This window comes from uncultured Anaerococcus sp. (assembly GCF_963510575.1).
Lineage (GTDB): Bacteria > Bacillota > Clostridia > Tissierellales > Peptoniphilaceae > Anaerococcus.
Window position 1 is genome coordinate 1 of sequence record NZ_CAUPFR010000012.1, and the last position, 26,023, is coordinate 26,023.

Annotated in this window: 20 protein-coding genes and 1 pseudogene; 14 read left to right on the forward strand and 7 right to left on the reverse strand. The window is 37.4% G+C overall.

The window, feature by feature from the left end:
- From RQ907_RS01985 to RQ907_RS02000, 4 genes and pseudogenes are all read left to right on the forward strand, one after another.
- Nucleotides 1-541, forward strand: a pseudogene (locus tag RQ907_RS01985) (hypothetical protein); the annotation flags it as partial.
- A gap of 170 nt (nucleotides 542-711) precedes the next feature.
- Nucleotides 712-1,095 (forward strand): GntR family transcriptional regulator, encoded by a 384-nt coding sequence (locus RQ907_RS01990; protein WP_311491733.1) that lies wholly within the window; start codon nucleotides 712-714, stop codon nucleotides 1,093-1,095.
- A complete protein-coding gene (locus tag RQ907_RS01995; RefSeq protein WP_311491734.1) occupies nucleotides 1,088-1,924 on the forward strand; it encodes an ABC transporter ATP-binding protein in 837 nt (278 codons plus the stop codon). The genes RQ907_RS01990 and RQ907_RS01995 overlap by 8 nt, the downstream gene beginning before the upstream one ends.
- Nucleotides 1,924-2,574 carry an ABC-2 transporter permease gene (locus tag RQ907_RS02000; RefSeq protein WP_311491735.1) on the forward strand — a complete coding sequence of 217 codons (651 nt, stop codon included), beginning with the start codon at nucleotides 1,924-1,926 and terminating at the stop codon, nucleotides 2,572-2,574. Before RQ907_RS01995 ends, RQ907_RS02000 begins: the two co-directional genes overlap by 1 nt.
- Nucleotides 2,575-2,601: 27 nt before the next feature.
- Here the strand turns inward: RQ907_RS02000 and RQ907_RS02005 are convergent, their stop codons facing one another.
- The 4 genes from RQ907_RS02005 to RQ907_RS02020 form a co-directional block, all read right to left on the reverse strand.
- Nucleotides 2,602-2,892 (reverse strand): hypothetical protein, encoded by a 291-nt coding sequence (locus RQ907_RS02005; RefSeq protein WP_311491736.1) that lies wholly within the window; start codon nucleotides 2,890-2,892, stop codon nucleotides 2,602-2,604.
- Between the two features lie 90 nt (nucleotides 2,893-2,982).
- Entirely contained in the window at nucleotides 2,983-3,915 is a 933-nt protein-coding gene (locus tag RQ907_RS02010; RefSeq protein ID WP_311491737.1) for a 1-phosphofructokinase family hexose kinase, read from the reverse strand.
- An 11-nt stretch (nucleotides 3,916-3,926) separates the two neighbouring features.
- A complete protein-coding gene (gene murF / locus RQ907_RS02015) occupies nucleotides 3,927-5,306 on the reverse strand; it encodes a UDP-N-acetylmuramoyl-tripeptide--D-alanyl-D-alanine ligase (protein ID WP_311491738.1) in 1,380 nt (459 codons plus the stop codon).
- The gene (locus RQ907_RS02020) at nucleotides 5,299-6,342 is read right to left on the reverse strand and encodes a D-alanine--D-alanine ligase family protein (protein WP_311491739.1); all 1,044 of its coding nucleotides are present in this window, start codon (nucleotides 6,340-6,342) and stop codon (nucleotides 5,299-5,301) included. The genes murF and RQ907_RS02020 overlap by 8 nt, the downstream gene beginning before the upstream one ends.
- Nucleotides 6,343-6,804: 462 nt before the next feature.
- Between RQ907_RS02020 and RQ907_RS02025 the strand changes: the two genes are divergently transcribed.
- From RQ907_RS02025 to RQ907_RS02040, 4 genes are all read left to right on the forward strand, one after another.
- Complete coding sequence (locus RQ907_RS02025) at nucleotides 6,805-7,620, forward strand: SH3 domain-containing protein (protein WP_311491740.1); 816 nt, start codon at nucleotides 6,805-6,807, stop codon at nucleotides 7,618-7,620.
- Nucleotides 7,621-7,791: 171 nt separating this feature from the next.
- A complete protein-coding gene (locus RQ907_RS02030; RefSeq protein WP_311491741.1) occupies nucleotides 7,792-8,061 on the forward strand; it encodes an ACT domain-containing protein in 270 nt (89 codons plus the stop codon).
- Between the two features lies 1 nt (nucleotide 8,062).
- Complete coding sequence (locus tag RQ907_RS02035) at nucleotides 8,063-9,412, forward strand: PFL family protein (protein ID WP_311491742.1); 1,350 nt, start codon at nucleotides 8,063-8,065, stop codon at nucleotides 9,410-9,412.
- A gap of 9 nt (nucleotides 9,413-9,421) precedes the next feature.
- On the forward strand, nucleotides 9,422-9,946 hold the full coding sequence (locus tag RQ907_RS02040) for a peptidylprolyl isomerase (protein ID WP_311491743.1): 525 nt from the start codon (nucleotides 9,422-9,424) through the stop codon (nucleotides 9,944-9,946).
- Nucleotides 9,947-10,041: 95 nt separating this feature from the next.
- Here RQ907_RS02040 and RQ907_RS02045 read toward each other — a convergent pair whose 3' ends face one another.
- Nucleotides 10,042-11,949 carry a fructose-1,6-bisphosphatase gene (locus RQ907_RS02045; RefSeq protein ID WP_311491744.1) on the reverse strand — a complete coding sequence of 636 codons (1,908 nt, stop codon included), beginning with the start codon at nucleotides 11,947-11,949 and terminating at the stop codon, nucleotides 10,042-10,044.
- A gap of 74 nt (nucleotides 11,950-12,023) precedes the next feature.
- Nucleotides 12,024-12,965 (reverse strand): hypothetical protein, encoded by a 942-nt coding sequence (locus RQ907_RS02050; RefSeq protein ID WP_311491745.1) that lies wholly within the window; start codon nucleotides 12,963-12,965, stop codon nucleotides 12,024-12,026.
- A gap of 450 nt (nucleotides 12,966-13,415) precedes the next feature.
- On the opposite strand from RQ907_RS02050, the gene RQ907_RS02055 reads away from it, so the two are divergent.
- The 4 genes from RQ907_RS02055 to RQ907_RS02070 all read left to right on the forward strand — a co-directional run bounded on the left by RQ907_RS02055 (nucleotide 13,416) and on the right by RQ907_RS02070 (nucleotide 22,206).
- Nucleotides 13,416-17,099 carry a DNA-directed RNA polymerase subunit beta gene (locus RQ907_RS02055; protein ID WP_311491746.1) on the forward strand — a complete coding sequence of 1,228 codons (3,684 nt, stop codon included), beginning with the start codon at nucleotides 13,416-13,418 and terminating at the stop codon, nucleotides 17,097-17,099.
- Between the two features lie 14 nt (nucleotides 17,100-17,113).
- Nucleotides 17,114-20,674 carry a DNA-directed RNA polymerase subunit beta' gene (gene rpoC, locus RQ907_RS02060; protein ID WP_311491747.1) on the forward strand — a complete coding sequence of 1,187 codons (3,561 nt, stop codon included), beginning with the start codon at nucleotides 17,114-17,116 and terminating at the stop codon, nucleotides 20,672-20,674.
- Nucleotides 20,675-20,818: 144 nt separating this feature from the next.
- Nucleotides 20,819-21,256, forward strand: a complete 438-nt coding sequence (locus tag RQ907_RS02065) for a hypothetical protein (protein ID WP_311491748.1) — start codon at nucleotides 20,819-20,821, stop codon at nucleotides 21,254-21,256.
- A gap of 359 nt (nucleotides 21,257-21,615) precedes the next feature.
- Entirely contained in the window at nucleotides 21,616-22,206 is a 591-nt protein-coding gene (locus RQ907_RS02070; RefSeq protein ID WP_311491749.1) for a response regulator transcription factor, read from the forward strand.
- 266 nt (nucleotides 22,207-22,472) lie between these two features.
- Here RQ907_RS02070 and RQ907_RS02075 read toward each other — a convergent pair whose 3' ends face one another.
- Nucleotides 22,473-23,594, reverse strand: coding sequence for an aldo/keto reductase (locus RQ907_RS02075; protein ID WP_311491750.1), 1,122 nt, complete (start codon nucleotides 23,592-23,594; stop codon nucleotides 22,473-22,475).
- A 104-nt stretch (nucleotides 23,595-23,698) separates the two neighbouring features.
- Between RQ907_RS02075 and RQ907_RS02080 the strand changes: the two genes are divergently transcribed.
- A complete protein-coding gene (locus RQ907_RS02080; protein WP_311491751.1) occupies nucleotides 23,699-24,967 on the forward strand; it encodes a ClC family H(+)/Cl(-) exchange transporter in 1,269 nt (422 codons plus the stop codon).
- Nucleotides 24,968-25,059: 92 nt separating this feature from the next.
- Complete coding sequence (locus tag RQ907_RS02085; protein ID WP_311491752.1) at nucleotides 25,060-25,953, forward strand: class B sortase; 894 nt, start codon at nucleotides 25,060-25,062, stop codon at nucleotides 25,951-25,953.
- Nucleotides 25,954-26,023: the final 70 nt, after the last annotated feature.

Sequence of the window (26,023 nt, forward strand, 5' to 3'; positions counted from 1 at the left end):
ACCAGAAACTCCATCTGAAACCCCATCAGAACCAGAAACTCCATCTGAAACCCCAGCAGAACCAGAGAAACCAGCTGAGCCAAGTAAACCAGAAGAAAAGCCAGTAGTACCTTCAGAAGAAAAACCAGCAGTACCTTCAGAAGAAAAACCAGTAGTACCTTCAGAAGAAAAACCTGTCGCTCCTTCAAAAGAAACACCAAATTATGAAGTAAATCCTGATGAGATAGGCAAACCAGGTGTTTATGAAAGTGAAGTTTATTCAACTAAAAAACCAGACCAAGAGAAAAAGCCAGTTCAAAAGAAAAAAACACTTGTAAAGAAAAAACCAAGCAAAAAAGTAGTTAAAACCTACAAGTCATTGAAAAAGGCTTACAAGAGAAGTACTACAACCATAGAGGCAGCAAAATTGCTAATAAAATTGTCTCCACAACGTGTTAAAAAAGTTAGATCAAAGCTTGAAGCTCTTATCAAAGAAGCGGAAGCCCTAATCAAACAAGCAGATGCATCTTTAGCAAAATTAGAGGCTAAGTACGAATTCTAATAATTTTATAATCAAAAAGATTCAAATAGGGAAAATCCTTATTTGGATCTTTTTTGTTGGAAATAAGGTCTGATATAGGGATTAAACCCTATTGGTAGATTTGAAGATGAAATTTTTTTGACAAGTGTTATAAACTGTTATATACTGTTATAGAGAAGAGGGGAATAAAATTGAAGATTATTATAAAAAATGGGTCAGCTGTCCCTATTTATGAACAAATTAAAAACGCTATTAGAGATGAAATCTTAAAGGAGAATCTCAAAGCAGGAGAGAAATTGCCATCTGTGAGAAATCTCGCACGAGAGCTTTCTATTTCGATATTGACTGTCAAAAAGGCTTATGATGAGCTGGAGACTGAAGGATTTATCGAATCTCGCCAAGGCCTAGGGACCTTTGTCGGCAAAGAAGATCCAAATTTAAGGCTTGAGGAAAAACAGAAAAAACTCGAAGAGGCTCTCCTAGATGCGGTTAAGATTTCAAGGGATATTGAAATGGAAAAGAAGGATTTATTTGAACTTTTAGAATATTTATATGAAGGAGATTTTAATGACTGATAAGATACTAGCAAAAAATCTTGCCAAAGCTTATGACAAATTTATCCTAGGCCCAAATGACTTTGCCATCAAAAAAGGCTTTGTAACTGGCTTTATCGGCAAAAACGGCATGGGAAAGACAACTACCATCAAGGCGCTTTTGTCTTTGATAAACTATGATGGGGAAATTTTTATAGATGGTAAAAAAATAAAAGATTTGACCTATCTTCAAGACGTGGGTCTTGTCATGGACGATTCATTTTTGGGCAAGGATTGGACCTTGGATTTGGTAAATGAGGCCATGGCTATAGGCTATGATAGGTGGGATTCTAAGATTTATTACGTATATCTCGAAAAATTTGGCCTTGAAAGAGAGAAAAAAGTTTGTGAATTATCAAGGGGAATGAAGATTAAGTTAATGCTTGCAGTAGCCCTTTCCCATGACGCAAAAATCCTAATCCTAGATGAGCCAACAAGCGGCCTTGACCCTGCCATGAGGGATGAACTTGTGGATATGATTTTAGACTTTATGGAAGATCCCGACCATACAGTTTTGTTTTCAACCCACATAACCCAGGATTTAGATAGGATTGCCGATTATATTGTCTTTATAGATCAGGGGAAAATCGTCTTTGAAGGCCCAAAAGATGAGCTTTACGATAAGTTTTTACTAATTAAGGGTGGCCTTGATGATTTTGAAAAAATAAAGAATATCAAAATCCTAGGTCAAAAGATGTCTAAAGTCAATTTTGAAGCCCTAATTTTAAGAGAAGATTATATGGAAGATGAAGCATTAGTGGCAGAAGTGCCAAGTATTGACCAAATAATGATTTATTATGGGAGGATATAATGAATATAAGTAAGCAAATTAAACTAGATATAATCTCTATGAAACCTTATATAACTATTAAAAATTTTGCTATAATGACTTTCATTGCATTTTTGTATATGTATATCATGAAAAGCCCAGTTATTACAATATCTATGGCCGTTCTATTTGGAATAATATTTTCGTCATATCCATTTTTATTAGGTGAGAATTCTGGAATAGACGGACTTTATAGGATTTGTGGAATAAATAGTAAGGGACATGTTATTGCAAGATACATTCTAGCTTATATTATCTTTTTTATTGTAAGCATATTTGGAATAATCTACTATTTATTGATAGCCTTAGTTAAGGATTATCCAATAGGAACAGAGATTTTTAGAATGATTGGTATGAACTTAGTATTTTTTACTTTGATGATTGGATTTCAATATCCAATATTTTTCAAGTATGGTTACTCAAAAGCAAAGACCTTTGGATTTTTACCAATATTTATAATTGGAATAATAGGAATGCTTGCTGGAACTTTTATAAAAGATTTTGGACAAATCATTAGCTTTGTAAAAGAAAATCAAAAAATACTTTTAATTGGGTTTATAATCCTAGTTGTTCTTTTACTTATAATTTCAATAAAACTTTCCATTAACTTTTACAAAAAAAGAGATTTTTAAATGGCAAAAAACCCTAGCCGGCTTGGATTAATCTCCAAGGCCTGCTAGGGTCATATTTTTTTCTATAGCAAGCCTTGCAAGGGCTTTTAGATTTTTGCTATAGTTTTTTATTTTTCTTTGCGATAGGTTATATTTTTCGATGATTTTATTTTCTGCTTCTAGGTCTAGGTTTTTTGCAAAATTATATAGGCTTTGGGCAAATTTCTCTATATCCTCTAGGTTTTCTCTTTTTAATTCTATATCCTTGTAGGGATCGAAAAGCGAGTAGGTATCAAAGAATGAAAAATTGTCCCTATAGTCGTGGAAAAAATTTTGCATATTTTTTTCTTCTGCTAGGGTTTTATAATTTTTTAAGCTTTTAGATTTTTTTAATTGGCCTATATTATTGCAAAGTGCTATTATTAGCATTTATTCTATAACATCAATATCAACAAGTGGGAGGATTTCTAAAATTTCTTCCCTGCTTGGTAGGTCTAGGACCTTGGCTGTGGCGCTTGCGGCGGCTACTGCTACCATGTAGGATTCGATTGGGTCATTATCTCTTACGAGGGTTCCTACAAAGCCAGCGATCATAGCATCCCTGCAGGCTACGGTGTTGATTATTTCCTTGCCGTCTTTTACTGGTTTTGCCGAATAGACGCCGTCTCTGGTAAAGAACATAGATCCGCCTTCACCGTAAGAAATTATTACATATTGGGCGCCCTTTTTGATGAGGTCTTTGCCATAAGGAATGTAGTCCATCTTGTCTTTGATTTTGACCTTGTAAATTTCTTCGATATCTTCGCCGTTTGGCTTAACTAGGAGTGGACCTCTGGAAATTATGTTCATCAAGTATTGGCTTGGAACGTCAGCTATAAAGTAGGCACCGTTGGCCTTGGCGATTTCTACCATCCTGTCGTAGATATCAGAGTCTTCGCCATTTTCCATAGGTGGAACAGAACCACCAAAGATGATTGTGTCGCCTTCCCTGACTCTGGATAGGTAGTAGAGGAGTTCTTCGACTTCTTCTGAGGAAATGGTTGGGCCTTGGAAATTGATTACGGTTTCTTTTTTGTCTTCGAAAATTTTTATATTTATCCTGTTAGATTGGCTTATCTCAACAAAGTCAGCTAGGATGTCTTCTTTTTCTAGCCAATCTTTTATAAAAAGTCCTTGGTAGGAGCCAAGAAAACCTGTGGCTGTTGTAGGAATTTTTATTTGGGATAAAATTCTTGAAACGTTGATAGCCTTACCACCTGGTAGGGTCCTTTCGGTTTTGATGTTGTTGTTATAACCTGGTTTTAATTGGTCTACTTCTACATATAGGTCAATAGAAGGGTTTAGGGTTACAGTATAAATCATAGTTTCCTCTCTCATATATTAAAGTTTTTTATTGATTCAATTATTTCTTCCATGTGCATACCGTGGCTGCCTTTGACAAATATTAGGCTAGCACCGATTACAAGGGATTTTAATTTTTCGATTAGTTCGTCCTTGTGGTTAAAATAAAAAGTTCTGTTGGTTGGGAAATTTTCTAGGCTTGCCTCGTACATTTCTTTGGCAAGGGGACCATAGAAGAGGGCATAGTCGATTTTTTTGCTATCGAGTTTGTTACCAACTTCCCTGTGGAGGTCTTTTTCGTTTTCGCCAAGCTCAAGCATATCTGCAAGGCACACTATCTTTCTCTTGTAGCCTTCGAGCATATAGGCTGTTTCCAGACCTGCAAGGAGGGATTGGGGATTTGACTTGTAGGAGTCATCCAAAACGTCAAAGCCATCAAATTCTAAAAGTTCAGTCCTATTTTGGGTGGATTTTACCTTCATAAAGCCAGCATCAATTTTTTCCTTATTAAGACCTAAGATTTCGCTTATCATTACAACAGCTGCGGCATTGTAGATATTGTGTTCGCCCATAAGTGGGACTTCGTAATGGTCATCTTTGTGTGAAAAACGAATCACAGATGATGGAGACTTCTCAAAGTTAATCTTAAAATCAGCCCCAGCGTCCCTACCAAAGGTGAGAACTTTTTGCCTTATATTGTAGGTTGGGATTTCCTTTTGCATGGTTGGGTCATCTATATTGTAGATAAAAATTCCGTCATCTGCCATTCCTTCGAGGATTTCAAGTTTGGCCTTTAAAATCCCAGACCTGGTTTTGAGGTTGTGGAGGTGGGCGTCACCGATATTGGTAATCATAGCTATATCTGGCTTAACCATCCTAGATGTGAGGGAAATATCCCCAAAATTATCAGTACCAAGCTCTATAATTGCCACTTCTGTGTCAGTATCTAGGCTTAGGACTGTTTTAGGTACGCCGATTTCGTTATTTAGGTTGCCACAAGTCTTTTGGGTCTTATATTTTTCTGAAAGAATTTGATATAAAAGGTCCTTGGTTGTGGTTTTGCCATTTGATCCGGTGATGGCAATTACCTTGCAAGAAAGCTCATCTCTAAAGGCACTTGCTAGGTCTTGGAGAGCCTTTTTTGTATCGGCTACTTTTACATAGGGAATGGAAACAGTCTTGTTAATCTTTTCTGGATTATCAATAAGGAAGGCCTTAGCGCCCTTGTTTTCACATTCCTTAATAAAAATCCTACCATCAAAGACCTCGCCAACCAGGGGAATATAAAGCTCACCTGGGTCAATAGTCCTAGAATCGGTTGAAATTCCTTTAATCTTTACATCGGCAAATTTTTCGTCTGAAACTTCTCCCTTAATCATATGGGCGATTTCGCCAAGAGTTTTTTCAATCATTTTCACTTCTCCTAAAGCCATCATCTATTAATTTATCGAGGATAGATGAAAAATCAACGTCATATAGGTTCATAGCCATCCTAGCAAAAAATGAGGATGGGGTAAAGCCTGGGAAGGTGTTAATTTCATTTATATAGAAATTTTTGTCTTGTCCGTAAAAAATATCTACCCTGGCAAAACCTTCGCAACCAACAGCCTTGTAGCAGGCTCTGGCAAATTCTTTAGCTTTTTCCTTGTCGGCTTCATCCATCTTATAAGGAAGCTCTTCCCTGGTTGATTTTGAAAAATACTTGGCATCCCAGTCTAAAAATATGTGGTCGGTTATATAGGCGGCTGGGTCAGAAACATCTATCTTATCAGAATCTCCAAGGACAGCAAGTTCTATTTCTTGGCCTACGATCAATTCTTCAACCAAAAGTTTTCTGTCATATTTAAGAGCCTCAAGGCCTGCTTTTTTGAAATCCTCCTTTGAATCCACCCTTGAAACCCCAACTGAAGAACCATTAGCAGATGGTTTTACAATGAGGGGCAGGCCGATGTCATTTATACAAGCATCCACAAAAGCATCTGTAAAGTCTTCCTTATAGCAATACCTGTACTTGGCTTGGCTTAGCTTAGACTTTTCAAAAATGCCATTTGAAGTCACCTTATCCATGCAAATCGCAGATGAAAGTAGGCCGTTACCTATGTATTTAAGACCAACAGCATCCAAAAAGCCCTGGATTGTGCCATCTTCGCCGTAGGTTCCGTGAACTACAGGAAGGATTATGGTATTTTCTAAATCTTCTTTTGAGACCTCTAAAAGAAAGTCAGCAATCGAAGCCTGGCATGACTTATCGATTTTTTTTACAAGGGAAAACTCATCAGCCGGATCAAAGTCTGTGAAAGTTGGCGAAAATTTTCCGTTCTTATCTATATATACAATCTTTTTTTCGTACTTATCCTTATTTAGGTTCTTAACTATGTTCAGAGCGCTCCTAAGGGCGATATCATGCTCGCTTGAAGGCCCTCCACATAAAATATAAACTGTTCTCATAGTTTCTCTCTTTCTATATATATCTAAATAAATTTTACTACATATGAAAAATATGGGCAAATATATATGTATTTAGGGGATTTTTCTGAAAACTTTTGCTTGAAAATTTCACCTGTTTTTGTATTTGGTTTTCAAAATTAGTTACAAAATGTAAATCAATTATTACAAGAAAATAAAATGATAAAACTATGAGATGAGTCAATACGCCCCAAGTTTGATAAAAAAATAGCATAAAAATTCACTGAAAAAAGATAAATATAGAGGGGCAAAAGCCATGGAATCAATAGGTTGGATAAAAGTGTAAACAATTTGTAATTTTTGGCGATTTCTACATAATTTCCACACAATTTATAGTTATACTATAAAACGTAATAAGGAATTGTTATCAATTTGTAACTATTGTAACAGATTGTAGCAAAGAAATCGAAAATAATTAGTTTACATAGATATAAGGAGAAAAAAATGAAATTTATAACAAAATACGCCCTAGCGGCAGCCCTAGTAATACCAACGGCCTTTAGCTTTGGAGCAAAAAAGGCAGACGCAGCAAGCGCAGTTATCAATAAAGACCTAGCAAATGGAGTAAATGTTAGAAGTGAAGCTAAGCTTGGCGATAACATTATCGGCCTAATTGATGATGAAAACAAAGAATATGAAATAAAAGATAAAAAAGATGGCTGGTTAGTAATTGATTTCGAAGGCAAGGATGCCTATGTATCAGCTGATCTTTTCCACCTTCTTGAAGATACAGAAGTAGTTTCAGCTACAAATTTCAGAAAAGAACCTAACTTAGATTCAGAAGTAATCGAAGTTCTTAAAAAGGGAACTCCAGCAAAGGCTGTAGAAATAGCTGAAAATGGCTTTGTAAAAGTAGAAATTGACGGAAAAGTTGGTTATGTTTACAATAACCTCCTAAAAACTTTTAGACAAAGAAATGAAAAAAAAGCTAAGGCTCAAAAGGCTCAAGCTAAAAACGCGACAACTCAAAAGGCTCAACCAGCTAAAAGACAACAAGCACCAGCTCAAAATAATAACAAAACTTACCAAGGTTCATCAAATTGGGCTAAGGAATGGATAGCTCAAAGAGAATCTGGTGGTTCATACACAGCTTACAATCCAAGAGGTGGTTACTATGGTAGATACCAATTAAACCCATCTCTAGTTCCTTACGGTGCAAGCCCAGCCCAACAAGAAGCTGCAGCAGATAACTATGTAGCTCAAAGGTACGGTTCATGGGAAAATGCCCAAGCTTTCTGGCAAAGAAACGGTTGGTACTAAGAAACACAAGCTCAGGATTCCTGAGCTTTTTTTGTTGGCGAAAATAATAAGACTTTGGTAAAATATTTCAAAGATTAGGCGATTTGTGAAAATTTTATCAAAAATTGAAAAAAACTTTCCTTTATTCTAATAATATAATAAATCAGTGGTACAATGATTATGGAGGATTTTATGAAAGCAATACTTACAATTATAGGAAAAGATAGACCGGGAATAATTTATCAAGTTACAGAAGTTTTATACAAGTACAATATAAATATCTTAGACATGAGTCAAACTATTATGGAAGACAAATTTGTGGCTATGATTAATATTGATATGACAGAGGCAAATGCTGATTTTAGTGAAATAATAGGAGCTTTTGATGCCTTGTCTAAGGAAACAAAACTTGAAATTAGGATTCAAAACGAAGAAGTTTTTGATGTAATGCATAGGATTTAAGATGGATAAGGCAAATATTTTAGAAACAATAAAAATGCTGGATGAGGAAAATCTCGATATTAGAACCCTAACTATGGGTATTAGTTTACTTGACTGTATCGACCCTGACTACATAAAGGCTTGCGAAAAAATTTACGATAAGCTTATTAGGGAGAGTAAGGATTTTCTAAAGATTTCTAAGGAAATTTCACAGATTTATGGAGTTCCAATTGTAAATAACAGGATAGCTGTAACTCCTATTTCCCTCATTGCGGCAGCGACTGACCTTGATGATTACACTCCTTTTGCTAAAACCCTAGACAGGGCGGCTAAGGATATTGGAATTGACTTTATAGGTGGATTTTCTGCCCTAGTTGAAAAGGGTATGACTCCAGCTGATGAGATTTTAATTAAGTCTATTCCAAGGGCTTTGGCTGAAACAGACCTTGTTTGCGCTTCAATTAACATCGGCTCAACCAAGGCAGGGATCAATATGGACGCAGCTGACCTTTGTGGAAAAACTATAAAAGAATTGGCAAATAATACTGATAATGCCTTTGGTTGTGCAAAACTGGTTGTTTTTGCCAATGCAGTTGAGGATAATCCTTTTATGGCAGGTGCTTTCCACGGTGTGGGTGAGGCTGATACAGTGATTAGCGTAGGTATTTCAGGACCTGGAGTGGTGAAAGCTGCCATTTCAGGTAAGGAAGATTTAAAAATCAATGAAATTTATGAAATAATCAAGAAAACAGCTTTCAAAATCACAAGAATGGGCGAACTTGTTTGCCAAGAGGTTTGCAAGAAATTAAATAAAAACTTTGGTATAGTTGACCTTTCTCTTGCTCCAACACCAGCTATAGGCGATTCTGTTGGTAGGATTTTACAAGAAATCGGCATTGATAAGGTAGGGGGCCATGGCACAATTGCTGCCCTTGCTATGCTTAATGATGCTGTTAAGAAGGGTGGAATCATGGCTAGCTCTAGGGTTGGAGGACTTTCTGGTGCCTTTATCCCTGTTAGCGAAGATGAGGCTATGATTGAAGCAGCCAGCAAGAGATGGATTTCCTTTGATAAGCTAGAAGCTATGACCTGCGTTTGCTCTGTTGGTCTAGATATGATTGCCATTCCTGGAAAGACCACAGCAGCAAGTATTTCAGCTATGATTGCCGATGAGGCTGCCCTTGGGGTTATCAATAACAAGACAACAGCTGTTAGGCTGATTCCTGTTCCAGGAAAAGACGTGGGAGACCAGGTTGAATTTGGAGGTCTCCTAGGCTATGCTCCTATAATAGATGTGGGCGAGTCAGATTCGAGTATCATGATTAATAGGGGAGGATTTATCCCTGCTCCTGTTCATTCTTTTAAAAATTAAGGAGGAAGTATGACAGAAAAAAATCCAATAGTAACCTTCATGATGGAAAATGGAGACAAAATAAAGGCAGAACTTTACCCAGATATTGCTCCAAATACTGTAAATAACTTTATTTCCCTAATAAAAAAGGGCTTTTATGACGGCCTAATCTTCCATAGGGTAATAAAAAACTTTATGATCCAAGGTGGGGACCCACAAGGCACAGGTATGGGTGGCCCAGGCTATGCAATAAAGGGCGAATTTAGCCAAAACGGTTTTAAAAATGATTTAAAACACGAAAGGGGAGTCTTATCCATGGCGAGAAGTTTTATGCCAGATTCAGCTGGTAGCCAATTTTTCATCATGCACCAAGATAGTCCACACCTAGATGGCCAATATGCTGGTTTTGGCAAGGTAATCGAGGGCATGGACGTGGTAGATAAGATTGCAGCAAGCAAAACTGATAGGCAAGATAGGCCAAAAGAAGACGTAAGAATAGAAAAAGCAAGCGTAGAAACTTTTGGCAAAGACTATCCAGAAGTAGTAAAAATGTGAGAAAAAAAGGCTGGGGATTTTAAAAATCTTTAGCCTTTTAACTTGCAGAAAAATATTCAATTTATTTTAATTTTAAAAATTTTTGTGATTTGCTTTTACCAAGCTTCTCCCTCGTCATAGAGGTCGAGGAGCTCTTCTAGGATTTCGATTTTTTTGGCTTTGATTTTACCTTCGTCAGTGTCACGCCTGAGCATTCTTGGATTCATGACTTCTACCTCTTTTATATTTGGGGTGTAGGATGAAACCTTGTTGGTGATTGACTCGTAGGACTTGTGTTCGGCGAGGGCTACGTGGTGGGAATTGAAAACTAGGGTGTAGCCTGCTATGCCGGTTTTGGCTTGGTAAGGCTTGGAAATGCCACCGTCTATGACGTAGAGTTTGCCATTTGCCTTGATTGGACTTTCGCCTGTTTTGGTAATTACTGGCACGTGTCCGTTTACAATCCTGCGTCTTTTGCCTTCAACCTTAAATTCATCTAGGATTTTATCCACGATTTCTTCTTGATCGCATAGGGCGTAGTAAGGGTTTGGTTCTTCATTTTTGAGTTTTTTATCATCAACAAAGACATTTTCAAAATAGGAATACTGGCTCTTGCCAAAAATTGGAGAATACCTGCCACTGATAAGGTACCACATCATGTCCTTGACCTTTTTATTTTTTGTGTAATAGGCATCCCTTGCGACTTTTTCAAAATAATCCATGAGGGCCTTACCCTTGTAGGTTTTTCCTCCAAACTTTACTTCTTGGAAATTTCCCTCAGCTGTCAATGGAATGCAACCGTGGAAGAGTAGGGATCCGTTTTCGATTTTATACATGGCTCCGTTTTTGTAAAGGAAGTCCATGTGCTTATTGAGCTTGTCATTTTTGATGAAGTCTTGCTTTAGAACATGGATGACATTTTCCTCTTCCTTAGTCAATTTAGATGGATTTTTAGGGTCTATGGTAGGAAAATTTGTATCCTTAAGCTTGGCGCCCTTGTAGGTAAAATCATCAAAGTCAATGAATTTTAGGACGTTTCTATCATCCATATTTAAGTCTGGATTTCTCTCGATTAGAGCATAGTCAAGCTTGTACCTAATTATTGAAATTGCCTTGTGCATCCTTGCTGCAGCCTCCAAGGTAATATTATCGTAAATATTATCATCATAAATCCTTGGTTGGAAATAGATGCAAGGGTCATCACCGTAAGTTTCTAAGGCAAATTCAAAGAGGACTCTGAGGTTTATACCGTAACCGTCTTCGAGCATGTCAAAATTGTTGTATTTGATAGCATCGGCTACGCAGGCGGCAATTAGGGCTGTGTTGCCAGAGCAGGCTCCCATCCAGGCTATATCGTGATTGCCCCATTGGAAGTCAACGCTTGGGAAGGTCAAAAGTTCGTCCATGATTATATGAGGAGATGGGCCCCTGTCGTAAATATCGCCAACTATGTGGAGCTTATCTACAGAAATTCTTTGGATGAGGGTGCAGATGACCTTGATAAAGTCAAAGGCAACTTCATATTTTACTATATTTGTAACCAAGGATTCATAATAGGCTCTCTTGTTGTATTCGGAATCGTTGGTATAAAGAAGTTCATCCAAAATTAGGCTGTATTTTTGAGGGAACTTTCTTTTTACATAATCTTTTGGATATTTAGTCGAAACGAATTTTAGGAGGTTGATTAGCCTATGAATGGTAATAGTAAGATAATCTTTGGAAATCCTATCCTGTGTTTTTAGGGATTTTAAAACCAAATCTGGGTCGTAAATTAGGTGGGCAAGGGCATCCTGGTCCTTTTTTTCAAGGGTATCTCCAAAAAGTTTTTGAATCTTATCCCTAATATTACCTGAGGCAGACCTTAGTAAATGCAAAAAGGCATCGCTTTCCCCATGAATATCAGAAAAGAAATATTCAGTTCCCTTAGGAAGGCGTTGTTGGGCGTTTAGGAGGATGAGGTCATCTTTGATTGAGTTTTTGTCTGGGTAGAGGCCTTTGATGAGGCTTTGGTAGGTTTTATCCATGTTTTCTCCTTTTCATTTTTTCGATTTTAAAAGGGCTAGACCCTTAAGGCTTAAGCCTTAAGAGCCCCAAGCCCCTAATCTTCGTTTTTGACAAAGTTTGATTTGTTGTAGATTTTAGCTTCTTCTTTCTTTTTGAAATCCTCCGCTAGGTCTGGGTCGTAGGTCTTATCTGTTTTACCCTCATCTTCTACAAGTTTGTTAATTTTTTTGTTTGTTCCTTCAAAATCACTTGGAGGATTTTTTTCTTCTGCATCTTTTTTGCTTAGTGAATTTTTATCAGACTCTTCCTTACTAAGGTCATCTTGGTCGAGCTTAGGCTGTGAGTCTCCCTTGTTTTCAAGTATAGCCTCAACTTCTTCTGCTTTGATGATTTCCCCTTCAGTATCATTTCCAAGATCAGTATCCTTTTCTATTAACTGGGTTGATCTAATTACAGTTTCTCCGTCAACTTCTGTATCGGTTTTTTTAAGGATTTTTACCTCTTCTTTTTCATCTCCATCCACAAAATCAAGTTTGATAGGATTATCAGTTGGGTCTTTTTCCTTTAAACCTGTTTTAACTTCTATATACTCAGCTTTTTTCTCTATTATTCCTGTATCGTAAATCCCTTTAAACCTCGCAATCAAGCCTATAAGTGAATTTAAAACTATAAGTCCATTAAGACCTAGAAGGATATAGAGCAATTTTTCCCTAAAGTAAAAATAAAGAAAAGCGTCAAGACCCAAGAAGACTAGGCCAAAAAATACATTTACCAAATGGGTCTTGCCATTTTCACCAGCCTTAAAAATTGACCTTGTAATACCAGTATTTATCACAAAAGCAAGGATAAGGCCCCCAAGGGCAAGGGGTTTAATAAGGGCAGGTGAAATATTATTTATACCTAAAAGGTCTAAGCTGGCTAGAAATAAGTGGTTATCAACAAAAACTACAAAGCCTGTAGCGAAAAGCAATAAGATACTGAATATGGACCTAAATAATCCAGTGATAATGCTAAAAAATTTTATAAAGTCTTTCATAAGTCCTCCCTTATATCCATTATAACATAAAATTCAAATTGTTTATATATTAAATGATTGTATAGTGAAAATAAGTAAAAGCAAGCATGCTTATATATAGAAAGAAATTATAAAAATAAGAGATATTGAATTTATAAAAAAACTTAAATTTCGGTTCATCTTAGGATTTAAACTAACATTTATATCCCATTTTCTTAAAATTTTTTTCTTATTTGCTAAAAAAACCCTGTAGGTGTTGACAAATGCCGATAAACTCATATCATATTTAGATAGTATGTCAAAAAGTTTAGAAAAAAAGGTAAAAATGAAGGAGAAATCTTGATAAATATCTTGAAGGTTGATTGTTTTAGAGTATAATATACAATTGCTAGAAATCTATTTATCGAGATTTTTTTATCTCAAAAAGGCAAATTTTATTTGTCCTATTTTTGCAAACAGTAAGGAGTAAGAATGGCCCAATATCATAAAAAGTTATATGGGAAAACAGAGAGAATGTCTTTCTCAAAGTTTCCTGAAGTCTTGGATTTACCAAATTTATTAAAAGTTCAAAAAGACTCATATGAGTGGTTTATAAAAGAAGGTCTTGGAGAAATCCTTGAAGATATTTCCCCTATAGAAGACTACAATGGCAAATTAAGCCTAGAATTTACTGGTTTTGAATTTGAAAAAGAACCAAAATATAGCCTCAAAGAAGCGAAATATAAGGACCTAACCTATGCTAGAGACCTTAAGGTTATGGCTATTTTATTTAATAAAGAAACTGGTGAGATCAAAAGACAAGAGGTTTTCATGGGTGATTTCCCAATGATGACTGATTCTGCAACCTTCGTTATAAATGGTGCAGAAAGAGTAATAGTAAGCCAGTTAGTCAGATCTCCAGGTGTTTACTATGCAGAAGAAACAGACAAGAGTGGTGATAAGCTTTATTCATCTACAGTTATCCCAAATAGGGGAGCTTGGATTGAGTTTGATACAGATGCCAGCCACACTGTAAACGTAAGGCTTGATAGGACTAGAAAGCTACCTGCTACTACCCTTGTGCGTGCCATTTTGTTTGATACAGATGAAGAAATTATAAAGGCTATTGGTGATACCAAACACTTAAGAAATACCCTAGAAAAGGAAAATTCTGAAAATAGTGAAGAAGCCTTAATAGAAATTTACAGAAAATTAAAACCAGGTGACCCAGCTTCACTTGAGTCAGCTACTACCCTTATAAACAACCTTCTTTTCGATGATAGAAGATATGATTTGGCTAGGGTCGGTAGGTATAAATACAACTTAAAACTTGCCCTTGCTCCAAGAATAGCTGGTGAAGTTGCAGCAGAGGATGTAATAGATTCAGAAACTGGCGAAATCTTTGTTAAAGCAGGAGATGTAATTAGCGAAGAAGTCGCTGTTGAGATTGAAAACTCAGGCATAGTTGCAGTTGATATTAGAAAAATAAATTCAGATAACGAAGAGGTTGTCCTCAAAATTGTAGGCAATAACTTTGTTGATATCCACGCCTTTGATAGGCTAGAAGGCCTTGATATAGACTTTGATGATTTTAGCGAAAAAGTTTACTACCCAGTAATGACTGAAATTATCGATGAAGCTGAAAGTGATGAAGAACTAATTAAGATGATGCAAAGAAGAAAGAAAGAACTTTGTCCAAAGCACATCACAAAATCAGATATACTTGCAGTTGTAAACTACCAATTCAATTTATTTGAAGGCGTGGGTGAGACTGATGATATCGACCACTTAGGCAACCGTCGTGTAAGAGGTGTTGGGGAACTCCTCCAAAACCAATTTAGGGTAGGTCTTGCTAGGATGGAAAGAGTTGTTCGTGAGAGAATGACTACCCAAGACCCAGATATAGCAACCCCACAAGGTTTAATCAATATCAAGCCAGTTACAGCTGTTATCAAGGAATTCTTTGGTTCAAGTCAGCTTTCTCAGTTCATGGACCAAACTAACCCAATGAGCGAATTGACCCACAAGAGAAGACTTTCAGCCCTAGGACCAGGCGGTCTTTCAAGAGATAGGGCAGGTGTAGAAGTAAGGGACGTTCACGATTCTCACTACGGAAGGATTTGTCCGATAGAGACTCCAGAAGGACCAAACATCGGTCTTATCACTTCTCTTACAACCTATGCTAGGGTTAATAAATACGGTTTTATCGAAACCCCATACAGGGTTGTTAAGGAAGGTGGAGTTGTTACAGACGAAATTGACTACCTAACAGCTGACGTTGAAGATAATTACATCATTGCCCAAGCCAACGAGCCTCTTGATGAAGATAACAGATTTATAAACGAAAGAGTTTCTGGTCGTGGTTATAAGGGTGAAAATGATATTTACCCAAGAGATTCAATCCAATATATGGACGTATCTCCACAACAGATTGTATCTGTCGGTGCATCCCTAATCCCATTCCTAGAAAACGACGACTCAACCCGTGCCCTCATGGGTGCCAACATGCAACGTCAGGCAGTTCCATTAATAAAATCAGCTGCACCTATTGTAGCAACTGGTATTGAGCATAGGGCTGCTAAGGATTCCGGAGTATGTGTTGTTTCAAAAACAGACGGAAAAGTAGTTTATGTTGCAGCAGACAAGATAAAAGTAAAACCATCAAATGGTGAAGTAATAACTTACGAGCTCCTCAAATTTGAAAGAGCAAACCAAGGCACAACCATAAACCAAAGACCAATTGTAAAGTTAGGCGAAGAAATAAAAGAAGGTCAAGTTATAGCAGACGGTCCATCAACAGAAAATGGAGAGCTTGCCCTTGGTAAAAATATCCTAATAGCTTTCACAACTTGGGAAGGCTACAACTTCGAGGATGCTATGCTCTTAAATGAAGAGCTAGTAATAAATGACGTTTTAACATCAGTTCACATAGAAGAACACGAGTGTGAAGCTAGAGAAACCAAGCTTGGTGCAGAAGAGATTACCAAGGATATACCAAATGTCGGCGATGATATGAAAAAAGACCTTGACGAAAATGGTGTAATTAGGATAGGTGCTGAAGTAGCAAGTGGTGATATCCTAGTAGGTAAGGTATCTCCAAAGGGAGAAACTGAACTATCTCCAGAAGAAAGACTTCTACGTGCGATTTTCGGTGAAAAGGCTAGAGAAGTAAGAGATACATCCCTAAAAGTACCTCACGGTGAAAAGGGAATCGTAGTTGACGTTAAGGAATACAACAAAAAAGACGGAGATGAACTATCTCCAGGTGTAAATAAAGTAATTAGAGTTTATGTAGCTACCAAGAGAAAAATCATGGTAGGAGATAAGATGTGTGGTCGTCACGGTAACAAGGGTGTCGTTTCAAGAATTTTACCAAGAGAAGACATGCCATTCTTACCAGATGGAACCCCTATCCAAATCTGCCTAAACCCTCTAGGTATCCCAAGCCGTATGAACCTAGGTCAGGTACTTGAAGTTCACATGGGTCTTGCAGCAAGGACACTTGGCTGGAAGATAGCAACACCAGTATTCGATGGTGCTATGGATACAGAAATCGAAGATGTCTTAGAAGAAGCAAAGAAAGTTGCTCCTTTCGTAAATAAGACAGGTAAGATTAGACTTCGTGACGGAAGAACTGGTCTAGAGTTCCAAAACCCTGTAACAGTCGGCGTCATGTATATGCTTAAGCTCCACCACATGGTAGAAGAAAAAATCCACGCTAGATCTATCGGACCATATTCACTTGTAACCCAACAACCACTTGGTGGTAAGGCCCAATTCGGTGGCCAGAGGTTTGGTGAGATGGAGGTATGGGCACTTGAAGCCTACGGTGCAAGCCACACCCTCCAAGAAATCCTAACTGTAAAATCAGATGACGTTACAGGCAGGGTTAAGACCTACGAATCAATAGTAAAGGGCGAAAATATTCCTGAGCCAGGTACACCTGAATCCTTCAAGGTTTTAGTCAAAGAGCTACAATCCCTAGCCCTTGACGTAGAACTTCTTGATGAAAATGGAGATGTAGTTGAGCTTAAGGAAAATATTGATGACCAAGATAGGTTCTCTCAAGTAGAAAAGATAGATGCGTCTAAGATTAGAAACCAAAGCAAATTGCTTGCTAAGGCAAATGCCCCTAAGGAAGAGACAGAGGCAGAAGAAGAAGCTAGCGAAGCTTAGGAGAAGGGAAGTTTATGAGCGAATTAAATCAATTTTATGGGATGAGGATGAAAGTTGCATCCCCAGAAAGAATAAGAAGCTGGTCTCATGGCGAGGTTAAGAAACCTGAAACTATAAACTATAGGACCCTTAAACCTGAAAAAGACGGACTTTTCTGCGAAAAGATTTTCGGTCCAACCAAGGATTATGAATGTTCTTGTGGAAAATACAAGAGAATGAGATACAAGGGCGTAGTTTGCGAAAAATGTGGGGTAGAAGTAACCAAGTCTAAGGTTAGACGTGAGAGAATGGGCCACATTGAGCTTGCTGCTCCAGTTTCTCATATTTGGTTCTTTAAGGGCATTCCATCAAAGATGGGACTTTTACTAGACATGAGCCCAAGAGTTTTGGAAAAAATCCTATACTTTGCATCTTATGTAGTAATTAATCCAGGTTCTACAGACCTTGTTGCTAAACAAGAAATTTCAGAAACTGAATACCAAGATATATTAGAAGAATATCCAGATGATACAGAATTTAAGGCAGCTATGGGGGCTGAAGCTGTAAAGGAACTTCTTCAAAACATCGACCTTGAAAAGGAATACCAACTTCTTTTAAAAGAGCTTGATGAATCTTCAAACCAAAAGAAGGTTAGAGTTTCAAGACGTCTTGAAGTTGTAGATGCCTTTTTAACCAGCGGCAACAAACCAGAATGGATGATCCTAGATGTTCTCCCAGTAATGCCACCAGAATTAAGACCAATGGTTCAACTAGAAGGTGGTAGGTTTGCAACCTCTGACTTAAACGACCTATACAGAAGAGTTATCAACAGAAATAACAGATTAAAAAGACTTCTAGATATAGGCGCACCAGAAATCATCGTAAGAAACGAAAAGAGAATGCTCCAAGAAGCAGTTGACGCCCTAATCGACAACGGTCGTAGGGGTAGGGCTGTAACTGGCGCTTCAAATAGGAATATGAAGTCCCTATCAGACCTCCTAAAAGGTAAGTCTGGTAGGTTTAGACAAAACCTTCTTGGAAAGAGGGTTGACTACTCAGGCCGTTCTGTAATCGTAGTTGGTCCAGACCTTAAATTCAACCAATGTGGTCTACCACAAGAGATGGCCCTTGAGTTATTTAAGCCATTTATCATGAACAAAGTAGTTGAAAAGGAAATGGCCCACAACCTAAAAACTGCCAAGAAGATGGTAGAGAAAAAAGACCCAAGAGTGTATGAAGTCCTAGAAGAAGTCATCAAGGACCACCCAGTTTTACTAAACCGTGCTCCGACTCTTCACAGGCTTGGTATCCAAGCTTTCGAGCCAATCCTTGTAGAAGGAAAGGCTATTAAGCTCCACCCACTAGCTTGTAACGCCTTTAACGCCGACTTCGATGGTGACCAGATGGCTATCCACCTTCCACTATCAAACGAAGCCCAAATCGAAGCAAGACTTCTTATGATGTCAACCAACAACATCCTTGGTCTTAAGGATGGTAAGCCAATTACAACTCCATCCCAGGATATGGTGCTAGGTGCTTATTACCTAACAACAATCAAGGAAGGCGCCAAGGGCGAGGGTATGGTTTTCGAATCAACAAACGAGATGAAAAAAGCCCTAGTTTCAGGCATAGTTGAATACCAATCTAAGGTTGGCGTCAGAGTTAAAAAAGACGACATGGACCCAGGCAAGATTGTAGAGTCTTCAGTAGGTAGGTTCATCTACAACGAAGGTCTTCCACAAGATTTAGGCTATGTAAATAGGAAAGAAGACCCATATTCACTTGAAGTTGATACCCTAATCGACTCAGGTATGCTAAAGGAAATTATTGATAAGTGTTTTAGAAAGCACGGCAATATCAAAACTGCAGAAGTTCTTGACTATATCAAGCAAACAGGCTATAAGTACTCAACCCTATCAGGCCTAACTGTATCTATGGATGACGTAAAGATTCCAGCAGAAAAATGGGCCCTAATAGATGAGGCAGATGCTGCAGTTGATAAGTATGACAAACTTTATAGACGTGGTTTGATAACAGACCATGAAAGATATGAAAAGGTAATTGAAATCTGGCAAGATACCACAAACAAGGTAACAGATGCTCTTCTTGCAGACCTTAAAGATGATAACAACATCAAAATCTTTGCGGACTCTGGTGCCCGTGGTTCTACCAACCAGATTAGACAGCTAGGCGCTATGCGTGGACTTATGAGTCAGGCCGATGGTAAGATTATCGAAATTCCTATCAAGGCAAACTTCAGAGAGGGTCTTTCAGTACAAGAATACTTTATCTCAACCCACGGTTCTCGTAAGGGTCTAACAGATACAGCTCTAAGGACTGCCGACTCAGGTTACCTAACTCGTAGGATGGTAGATATTTCCCAAGACGTTATAGTAACAGAAGATGACTGCCATTCAGATGGTTTTGTTGTTGCTCACGAATTCAAAGACGGCAACGAATTAATCGAAGACTTAAGAACAAGGATTGTCGGCCGTACATCTTTCGAAGATATCAAAGACGAAGCTGGCGAAATAATTGTTCATAAAGACGAAGTAATAGATGAAGATTTGGCTGATAAGATTGTAGCAGCTGGCATTAAGGAAGTAAAACTAAGGTCAGTTCTAGAATGTAAGGCTAAACAAGGTGTTTGTGCAAAATGCTATGGTAGAAACCTTGCAACAGGCAAACACGTAAACATGGGAGAAGCAGTTGGTATTATCGCTGCCCAATCAATCGGTGAGCCGGGTACCCAGCTAACAATGAGAACCTTCCACTCCGGTGGTATAGCAGGCGTTGGAATTACCCAAGGTCTTCCAAGGGTTGAGGAGCTTTTTGAAGCTCGTAAACCAAAGGGTCTTGCCTTCATCGCAGCCAACTCCGGAACAGTTTCCCTAATCCAAAACGATAAGAAAACTGACGTTGAAATCACAGGTGCTGATGGAACAAGCAGGAAATACAACATTCCATTTGGTTCAAGAATCCTAGTAAAAGACGGGGAAGAAGTAGAAATTGGTGCCCAACTAACAGAAGGTTCCCTAGATCCACACGACGTACTTGATGTATTAGGCAAGGTTGGTGTTCAAGATTACATCACCAAGGAAGTCCAAAAAGTATATAGGCAACAGGGTGTAGAAATCGACGATAGGCACATAGAAGTAATTGCTCGTCAGATGTTAAAGAAGGTTAAAATTATCGAATCAGGCGACACAGAATTCTTGCCAGAAAGCCTTCAAGATAGACGTGAAGTTGATATAGTAAATGATAAAATGAAAGAAGCTGGCAAAAAGCCTGCCATCTATGAACAAGAACTTCTTGGTATCACCAAGGCAAGTCTTGCGACAGATTCATGGCTATCAGCCGCATCCTTCCAAGAAACAACCAGAGTTCTAACAGATGCATCAATCAAGGGCAAGGTTGATGACCTAAGAGGTCTAAAAGAAAATATCATCATCGGTAAGTTAATCCCTGCAGGTACAGGTCTAAAATACTACAACGACGTAGAAATAGACTACGAAACCAAAGACTTAGAAGATGAACAAATCAAAGCCAACCTTGAACTAATAGAAGCAGCAGAAGAAGAAACTGAAGAAGTATAAAACAAAAGGCCCCTCGTGGGTCTTTTTATTTGGGAATTTTGCAGAAAACTGCCATAGGCAAGGGAAATTTAGGAAATATAATAAAAGCGAAAAGACTTTAGGGATTTTTATTAAATCCAATACCAAAATACAAAGGAGGAAAAAATGAAAACAAGAGAAAAAGGGATAATAATCTATATTTTATTAACCTGCATATTGGGAGCCTTAACAATCCTTACCATCCCATTTGCTATGGCACAAGAATCTTATTTTTACTATGGCTTTGTCTTTGTTTTCCTAACTTGCACCATTCTTTCTGGGTTAGTTTTAAAAAGATACCAAAAAACAATCAAATATTTTGACCTAGGGCAATATTTGACAAGCCAACAAGAAGACTTTGCGAGGTTAATCCACGATGAAATCATCCAAGACCTTTATGGGATAAGGAATAATTTGAATTTAAAAACTCCTGACCTTGAAAAGGCTAAGGTAATCGCAGAAAATTTGGAAAACAAATCTAGGTCTATCATGACCTATTATAGGGAAATTTTGATTACGGATATAAACATTAAAGAAAATATAAAAAGAATTTTTTATGTTTAAAATATCATTTACTTTATATTTCATTTTCATCACACCATTAATATTTCAGAAACTATTAAAGATAGTAGGATCAATCCTCAAAGTCTAAGGACTATTCTAATCATAACAAAAGAGCTAATTAACAACATCTATAAACACTCCAAGGGTTCTAAAATCACCTATAAGATGGACTTGGAAGGGGGAGATATAATACTAAAAGTCACAAGCGATGGTGCGTGCCAAAATGATTTTAAAAATATAGGGGAATCCAGGGGTGGAGTCTTATTTATGAAATTTTTGCTAGACTCATTTGGCGGAGATATAAAATATTTTTATAAGGACGGAATATTGAAAACTCAAGTAAGGCTAGGGAAGAATTGATGAGAATAATAATTTTAGACGACCACAAAATTTTTGGCGAAAGCCTAAAAGCCTTGCTTTTGGAAAGCTCGGAAATAAGCAAGTGCGATTTTGTAAGCGATGTGGAAGAATTTTTTGGAAAAATTGAAGTAAATTCCTATGACATTTGTCTTTTGGATATAAATTTAGATAAGAATTCTGGTTTTGATGTCCTTAAAAATTTGTCGGCAAGTAAGATAAACATAAAAACAGTAATTTTATCCTCATACACAAACCCAATCTACAAGAAAAAAGCCCTAGACTTGGGTGCGGCAGGATTTTTGTCAAAGTCCATAGACTCTAAAAGCTTAATAGAAAAAATTTGTCAAATCAATAACGGCTTGTGGACAGAAGATGAGAATCTCATCGAAAATCCCCTCACAAAAAGAGAAGAAGAGGTCCTAAAAGAATTAATCACAGGTGAAACCAACACCCAAATAGCCAAAGACCTATTCATAAGCGAACGAACTTTGTACCACCACATAGAAAATATTTATAAAAAACTAGGTGTAGAAAATAAGATGGAATTATACGCCAAAGCCTTGGAATTAGGTTATGTGGATCGATTTTAAGAGAAGGCTAAATCAAAATAAAATTATAGAAAAAAACTATTACGTAAATACTTTGACTTATAAGTTTGAAAAATACACCCACGTCTCTGAAGCCCTATCCCAATTTAATGAAATTAAATTGATGGAAGGACTGATACAGAGTAGAGCGAGGTCGAGAAACCTACTAGGAACACTTAAATCAAGCTGTTTTCATACATTCGGGAGACCTAAATATTATAAATATTTTTTCGAACAAAAAAGACCCAGCTGGGTCTTTTACATTGCTTTTATTTAGCCAAAAACTCATCAGCCTTTTTTAATCCTTCGATTATTTCTAGGCTTTGTGGGCAGATATTTTCGCATTTGCCGCATTCTATGCAATCCTCTGGCTTTGCTCCGTCTTTTAGATATTCTTCAAAGGCTTTTTTGGATATTTCTGCCTCATCGTATAAAAAAGCCTTGTTCCACATTGCAAATACCTTTGGAATGTTGATTTCTACGGTACATGGCAGGCAGTATTCGCAGGCTGTGCAGGCGATTTTTTCTCTTCTCTTATATATTTCTCGTGCTTTTTTATAAAATTCGATTTCTTTTTCTGAAAGACTTGGATCTGCGCTTGCGATTGTCATATTTTCTGCGACCTGGTTGCTAGAATTCATGCCGGATAGGACTGTCATTACATTGTCCAAAGAAAGTGGGAATTTAAGTGCAAGTTGGGCAGGGGATAGGTCTGTAAATTCAGCCATTATTTCCCTTACTTGGGCAGGTGGATTGGCAAGTCTACCGCCCTTTACAGGTTCCATGATTACCACTGGAATACCCATTTTCTTTGCTAATTCATAGCCTTTTAGCCCTGCTTGGAGCTTGATATCCAAATAATTTAGCTGGATTTGGCAAAAATCCCAGTCATAAGCCTTGATTATTTCTTCGAAGGCCTCGTATTCGTCGTGGAAGGAAAAACCAATATTTTTTACAAGGCCTTTTTCCTTTAATTCATCAACAAATTCAAAGACGCCAAGGTCTACCATTTGCCTAAATCTTTTTATATCAAGGGAATGAAGGAGGTAGAAGTCCAAATAAGATGTTCTAAGTTTTTCTAATTGTTCATTAAAAATCCTATAAAAGTCGTCTTTTTCTTTTACCAGCCAGCAAGGCATTTTGCTTGCTAGATAAATCTTATCTCTCAACTTATTTTCTTCTAAAAATTCTCCGACAAATCTTTCGCTCATTTGGTCATGGTAAGGGTAGGCTGTATCTATGTATGTAAGTCCCTTGCCGATTGCTTCTTTGAGGATTTTTGCCGATTCGACCTTGTCAATCTTAGAATTATCACCGTCAATCGTCTTAAATCTCATACAGCCAAAGCCGAGCCTGGAAATTTTCTCTCCTTTAAAATCAAAATATTTCATATGTATCCTTTCTATTTTCTCTCCACTAATATTGTATCATATTTTTGGGGGAAATTTCGGCGAAGAGCTGGGAAATTCGGTATAGTAGGATTAAAGGAGAAAATATGGAAGAAAAAATATCGTTTAAATCGCTACCCGCCTTTATTATTTTGGGCATTTTCACAGGTCTTTTAATTGGAATTTTCAAAAAGATAATTGGCTTGCTTGCAGGATTTATGGATGGTTTTCTAATAAGTGGCACAAGCAAGGATAAGCTAATTTTTATGGCTCTTATTATCCTAATTGGCATCATAAGCTTTTTTATTTTGAAAAAAGATAAGAACACCAAAGGGTCTGGTATTCCAGTTATGACCGGGATGATGGAAGGGACAATAGGTGTTTCTAGCGAAAAAACTATCATAGGCAAATTTATCGCATCAGTTCTTACAATCGGATCTGGCCTTACTGTCGGTAGGGAGGGCCCATCAGTCCAACTCGGTGGTCTAGCTGGTGATATAGTTGGGAAATTTTTCCCAAAGTTAGATAGAAATTTATTTATTGGGTCAGCTGCAGCATCAGGTTTTGCTGTTGCCTTCAACGCCCCTGTGGCATCTTTGATATTCGCTGTTGAGGAAATTTTTAGGACCCATAATTTTTCTACTTTCCTATCTTCAGCCCTTACAATCATCTCAGCCACAGTCACATCCGGAATGATTTTTGGAGACCATCCAAGCCTAGAAAACATACCAGTCTTCGCTAATATAGACCAAAAATCCTTGGTCCTAATCGTGATTTTGGGAATTTTAGCAGGCCTATCTGGAGTTTTATTTAATAAAGTGGTCATAGGTTCAAAATCCATTTACAAAAAAATTGCCTTACCAGAAATAATTAAATACCTAGCTCCTTTTGTAATTACAGGGCTTGTTCTACTCATTGACCCAAGGCTATTCGCTTCTGGTGAAGAATTAATCTATTTGCCAAGTGAGGGAAATGCTAGCCTTGCCACCCTTATTTATATGTACGGGACAAAAATCTTGCTCCTTGCCCTAGCCTTTGGCATTGGCCTATCGGGAGGATCTCTCGTTCCACTTTTGGCAATAGGGGCAATTTTGGGAAATATTTACGGTTCAGTCCTTGCTGACCTAGGCCTAATACCCGTAGAAATGATTTACGCCATATCCCTAATCGCCATGGCAGGCCATTTTTCATCCATAGTAAGGACACCAATTACAGCCATTATCCTTATTTTAGAAATGACAGGAGGAGCTTTTTCCAATATTCTAGCCCTAGCAGTAGTTTCATTTGTGGCCTATCTAGTGGCAGAAATTATGAAATCCAAACCATTTTACGAAGACCTATACGAAAGGCTTCTACTAACAGAAAAATCTTCCTAAGCCTAGGGAGATTTTTTGTTTATAAATTTCTAAAACCCAATCATTACTAGAGAATTAAGCTAAAAAGTGTAGAATATATGCCAGGAGAGATTATGAAAAAGAATTATTCTTATATTTTATGGATTTTTTTCTTGCTAATATTTTTCTTTACCTTAAAAAAGAATGATGAATTTAACCAAACTTGGGTTGACTCTCAAATTTCTAAGATGGAATTAGAGAGATTTTGCAAGTCAAGGCTGGATGAACATAGGGTAGAAGAAATAAATAATATAATAAGCAAAGCTAATGAAAAGAGGATGGGAGCCTTTTTGGAGGGGACTTATAGGCAAAAAATAGAAGAAGAGTCTCAAAAGGCAGCAAATTATGTCAAAGACTTGGCGAAAAAATATCCTCAGGTTAAGGGTAGGATTATCATAGGGGGGACCAAGATAGATTTTCCTATTGTCCAAGGGACTGACAATGAATATTACCTAGACCATAACTATAAAAATGAGTATTACATCAACGGAGGAGTCTTCATCGACCACGTCCACAAGGGCGATTTTTCTAACGATAACACAGTAATATATGGCCACAATGTAAGGATTGGTTATATTTTCCACGACCTAGACAAGTTTAGGGATAAGAATTTTATCAAAAACCATTCTCAGATAATAATTGACACTCCCTTGGCAAGGAGGGTCTTTGATGTGGTTTGTGCTATGGATTTAGATGTTGATGCCAATTACAGGGCCTATTCTTATGATGGTTTGGACTTTGAAAATTACCTAAAGCTGATAAAGGAAAATAACATCCTCAAAGATAAGCCCCTACCAAGTAGAAATGATAAGATTATCACCCTATCTACTTGTTCAGATTTCAAAGATAGGTTTGCCATAGTAGCTATAGAAAGAAAGGATAAGTATGTAAGGCCAAAGGATTTTGACCACAAAAAAGACTTGCTTTTAGAGGATAAAAGAGCTACTAACCATATTTTTATATATTAAATCTTCCTAAGTTAGGGAAGATTTTTTACATAAAATTGTATTTTATGGTTTTTATCATATATTGTTTGGA

Excerpts from the sequence above, each read along its gene's own strand:
- RQ907_RS01995 (WP_311491734.1), top strand. The coding sequence starts at position 1,088 with ATGACTGATAAGATACTAGCAAAAAATCTTGCCAAAGCTTATGACAAA.
- RQ907_RS02000 (WP_311491735.1), top strand. The coding sequence starts at position 1,924 with ATGAATATAAGTAAGCAAATTAAACTAGATATAATCTCTATGAAACCT.
- RQ907_RS02005 (WP_311491736.1), bottom strand. The coding sequence starts at position 2,892 with ATGCAAAATTTTTTCCACGACTATAGGGACAATTTTTCATTCTTTGAT.
- RQ907_RS02010 (WP_311491737.1), bottom strand. The coding sequence starts at position 3,915 with ATGATTTATACTGTAACCCTAAACCCTTCTATTGACCTATATGTAGAA.
- murF (WP_311491738.1), bottom strand. The coding sequence starts at position 5,306 with ATGATTGAAAAAACTCTTGGCGAAATCGCCCATATGATTAAGGGAGAA.
- RQ907_RS02020 (WP_311491739.1), bottom strand. The coding sequence starts at position 6,342 with ATGAGAACAGTTTATATTTTATGTGGAGGGCCTTCAAGCGAGCATGAT.
- RQ907_RS02025 (WP_311491740.1), top strand. The coding sequence starts at position 6,805 with ATGAAATTTATAACAAAATACGCCCTAGCGGCAGCCCTAGTAATACCA.
- RQ907_RS02030 (WP_311491741.1), top strand. The coding sequence starts at position 7,792 with ATGAAAGCAATACTTACAATTATAGGAAAAGATAGACCGGGAATAATT.
- RQ907_RS02035 (WP_311491742.1), top strand. The coding sequence starts at position 8,063 with ATGGATAAGGCAAATATTTTAGAAACAATAAAAATGCTGGATGAGGAA.
- RQ907_RS02040 (WP_311491743.1), top strand. The coding sequence starts at position 9,422 with ATGACAGAAAAAAATCCAATAGTAACCTTCATGATGGAAAATGGAGAC.
- RQ907_RS02045 (WP_311491744.1), bottom strand. The coding sequence starts at position 11,949 with ATGGATAAAACCTACCAAAGCCTCATCAAAGGCCTCTACCCAGACAAA.
- RQ907_RS02050 (WP_311491745.1), bottom strand. The coding sequence starts at position 12,965 with ATGAAAGACTTTATAAAATTTTTTAGCATTATCACTGGATTATTTAGG.
- RQ907_RS02055 (WP_311491746.1), top strand. The coding sequence starts at position 13,416 with ATGGCCCAATATCATAAAAAGTTATATGGGAAAACAGAGAGAATGTCT.
- rpoC (WP_311491747.1), top strand. The coding sequence starts at position 17,114 with ATGAGCGAATTAAATCAATTTTATGGGATGAGGATGAAAGTTGCATCC.
- RQ907_RS02065 (WP_311491748.1), top strand. The coding sequence starts at position 20,819 with ATGAAAACAAGAGAAAAAGGGATAATAATCTATATTTTATTAACCTGC.
- RQ907_RS02070 (WP_311491749.1), top strand. The coding sequence starts at position 21,616 with ATGAGAATAATAATTTTAGACGACCACAAAATTTTTGGCGAAAGCCTA.
- RQ907_RS02075 (WP_311491750.1), bottom strand. The coding sequence starts at position 23,594 with ATGAAATATTTTGATTTTAAAGGAGAGAAAATTTCCAGGCTCGGCTTT.
- RQ907_RS02080 (WP_311491751.1), top strand. The coding sequence starts at position 23,699 with ATGGAAGAAAAAATATCGTTTAAATCGCTACCCGCCTTTATTATTTTG.
- RQ907_RS02085 (WP_311491752.1), top strand. The coding sequence starts at position 25,060 with ATGAAAAAGAATTATTCTTATATTTTATGGATTTTTTTCTTGCTAATA.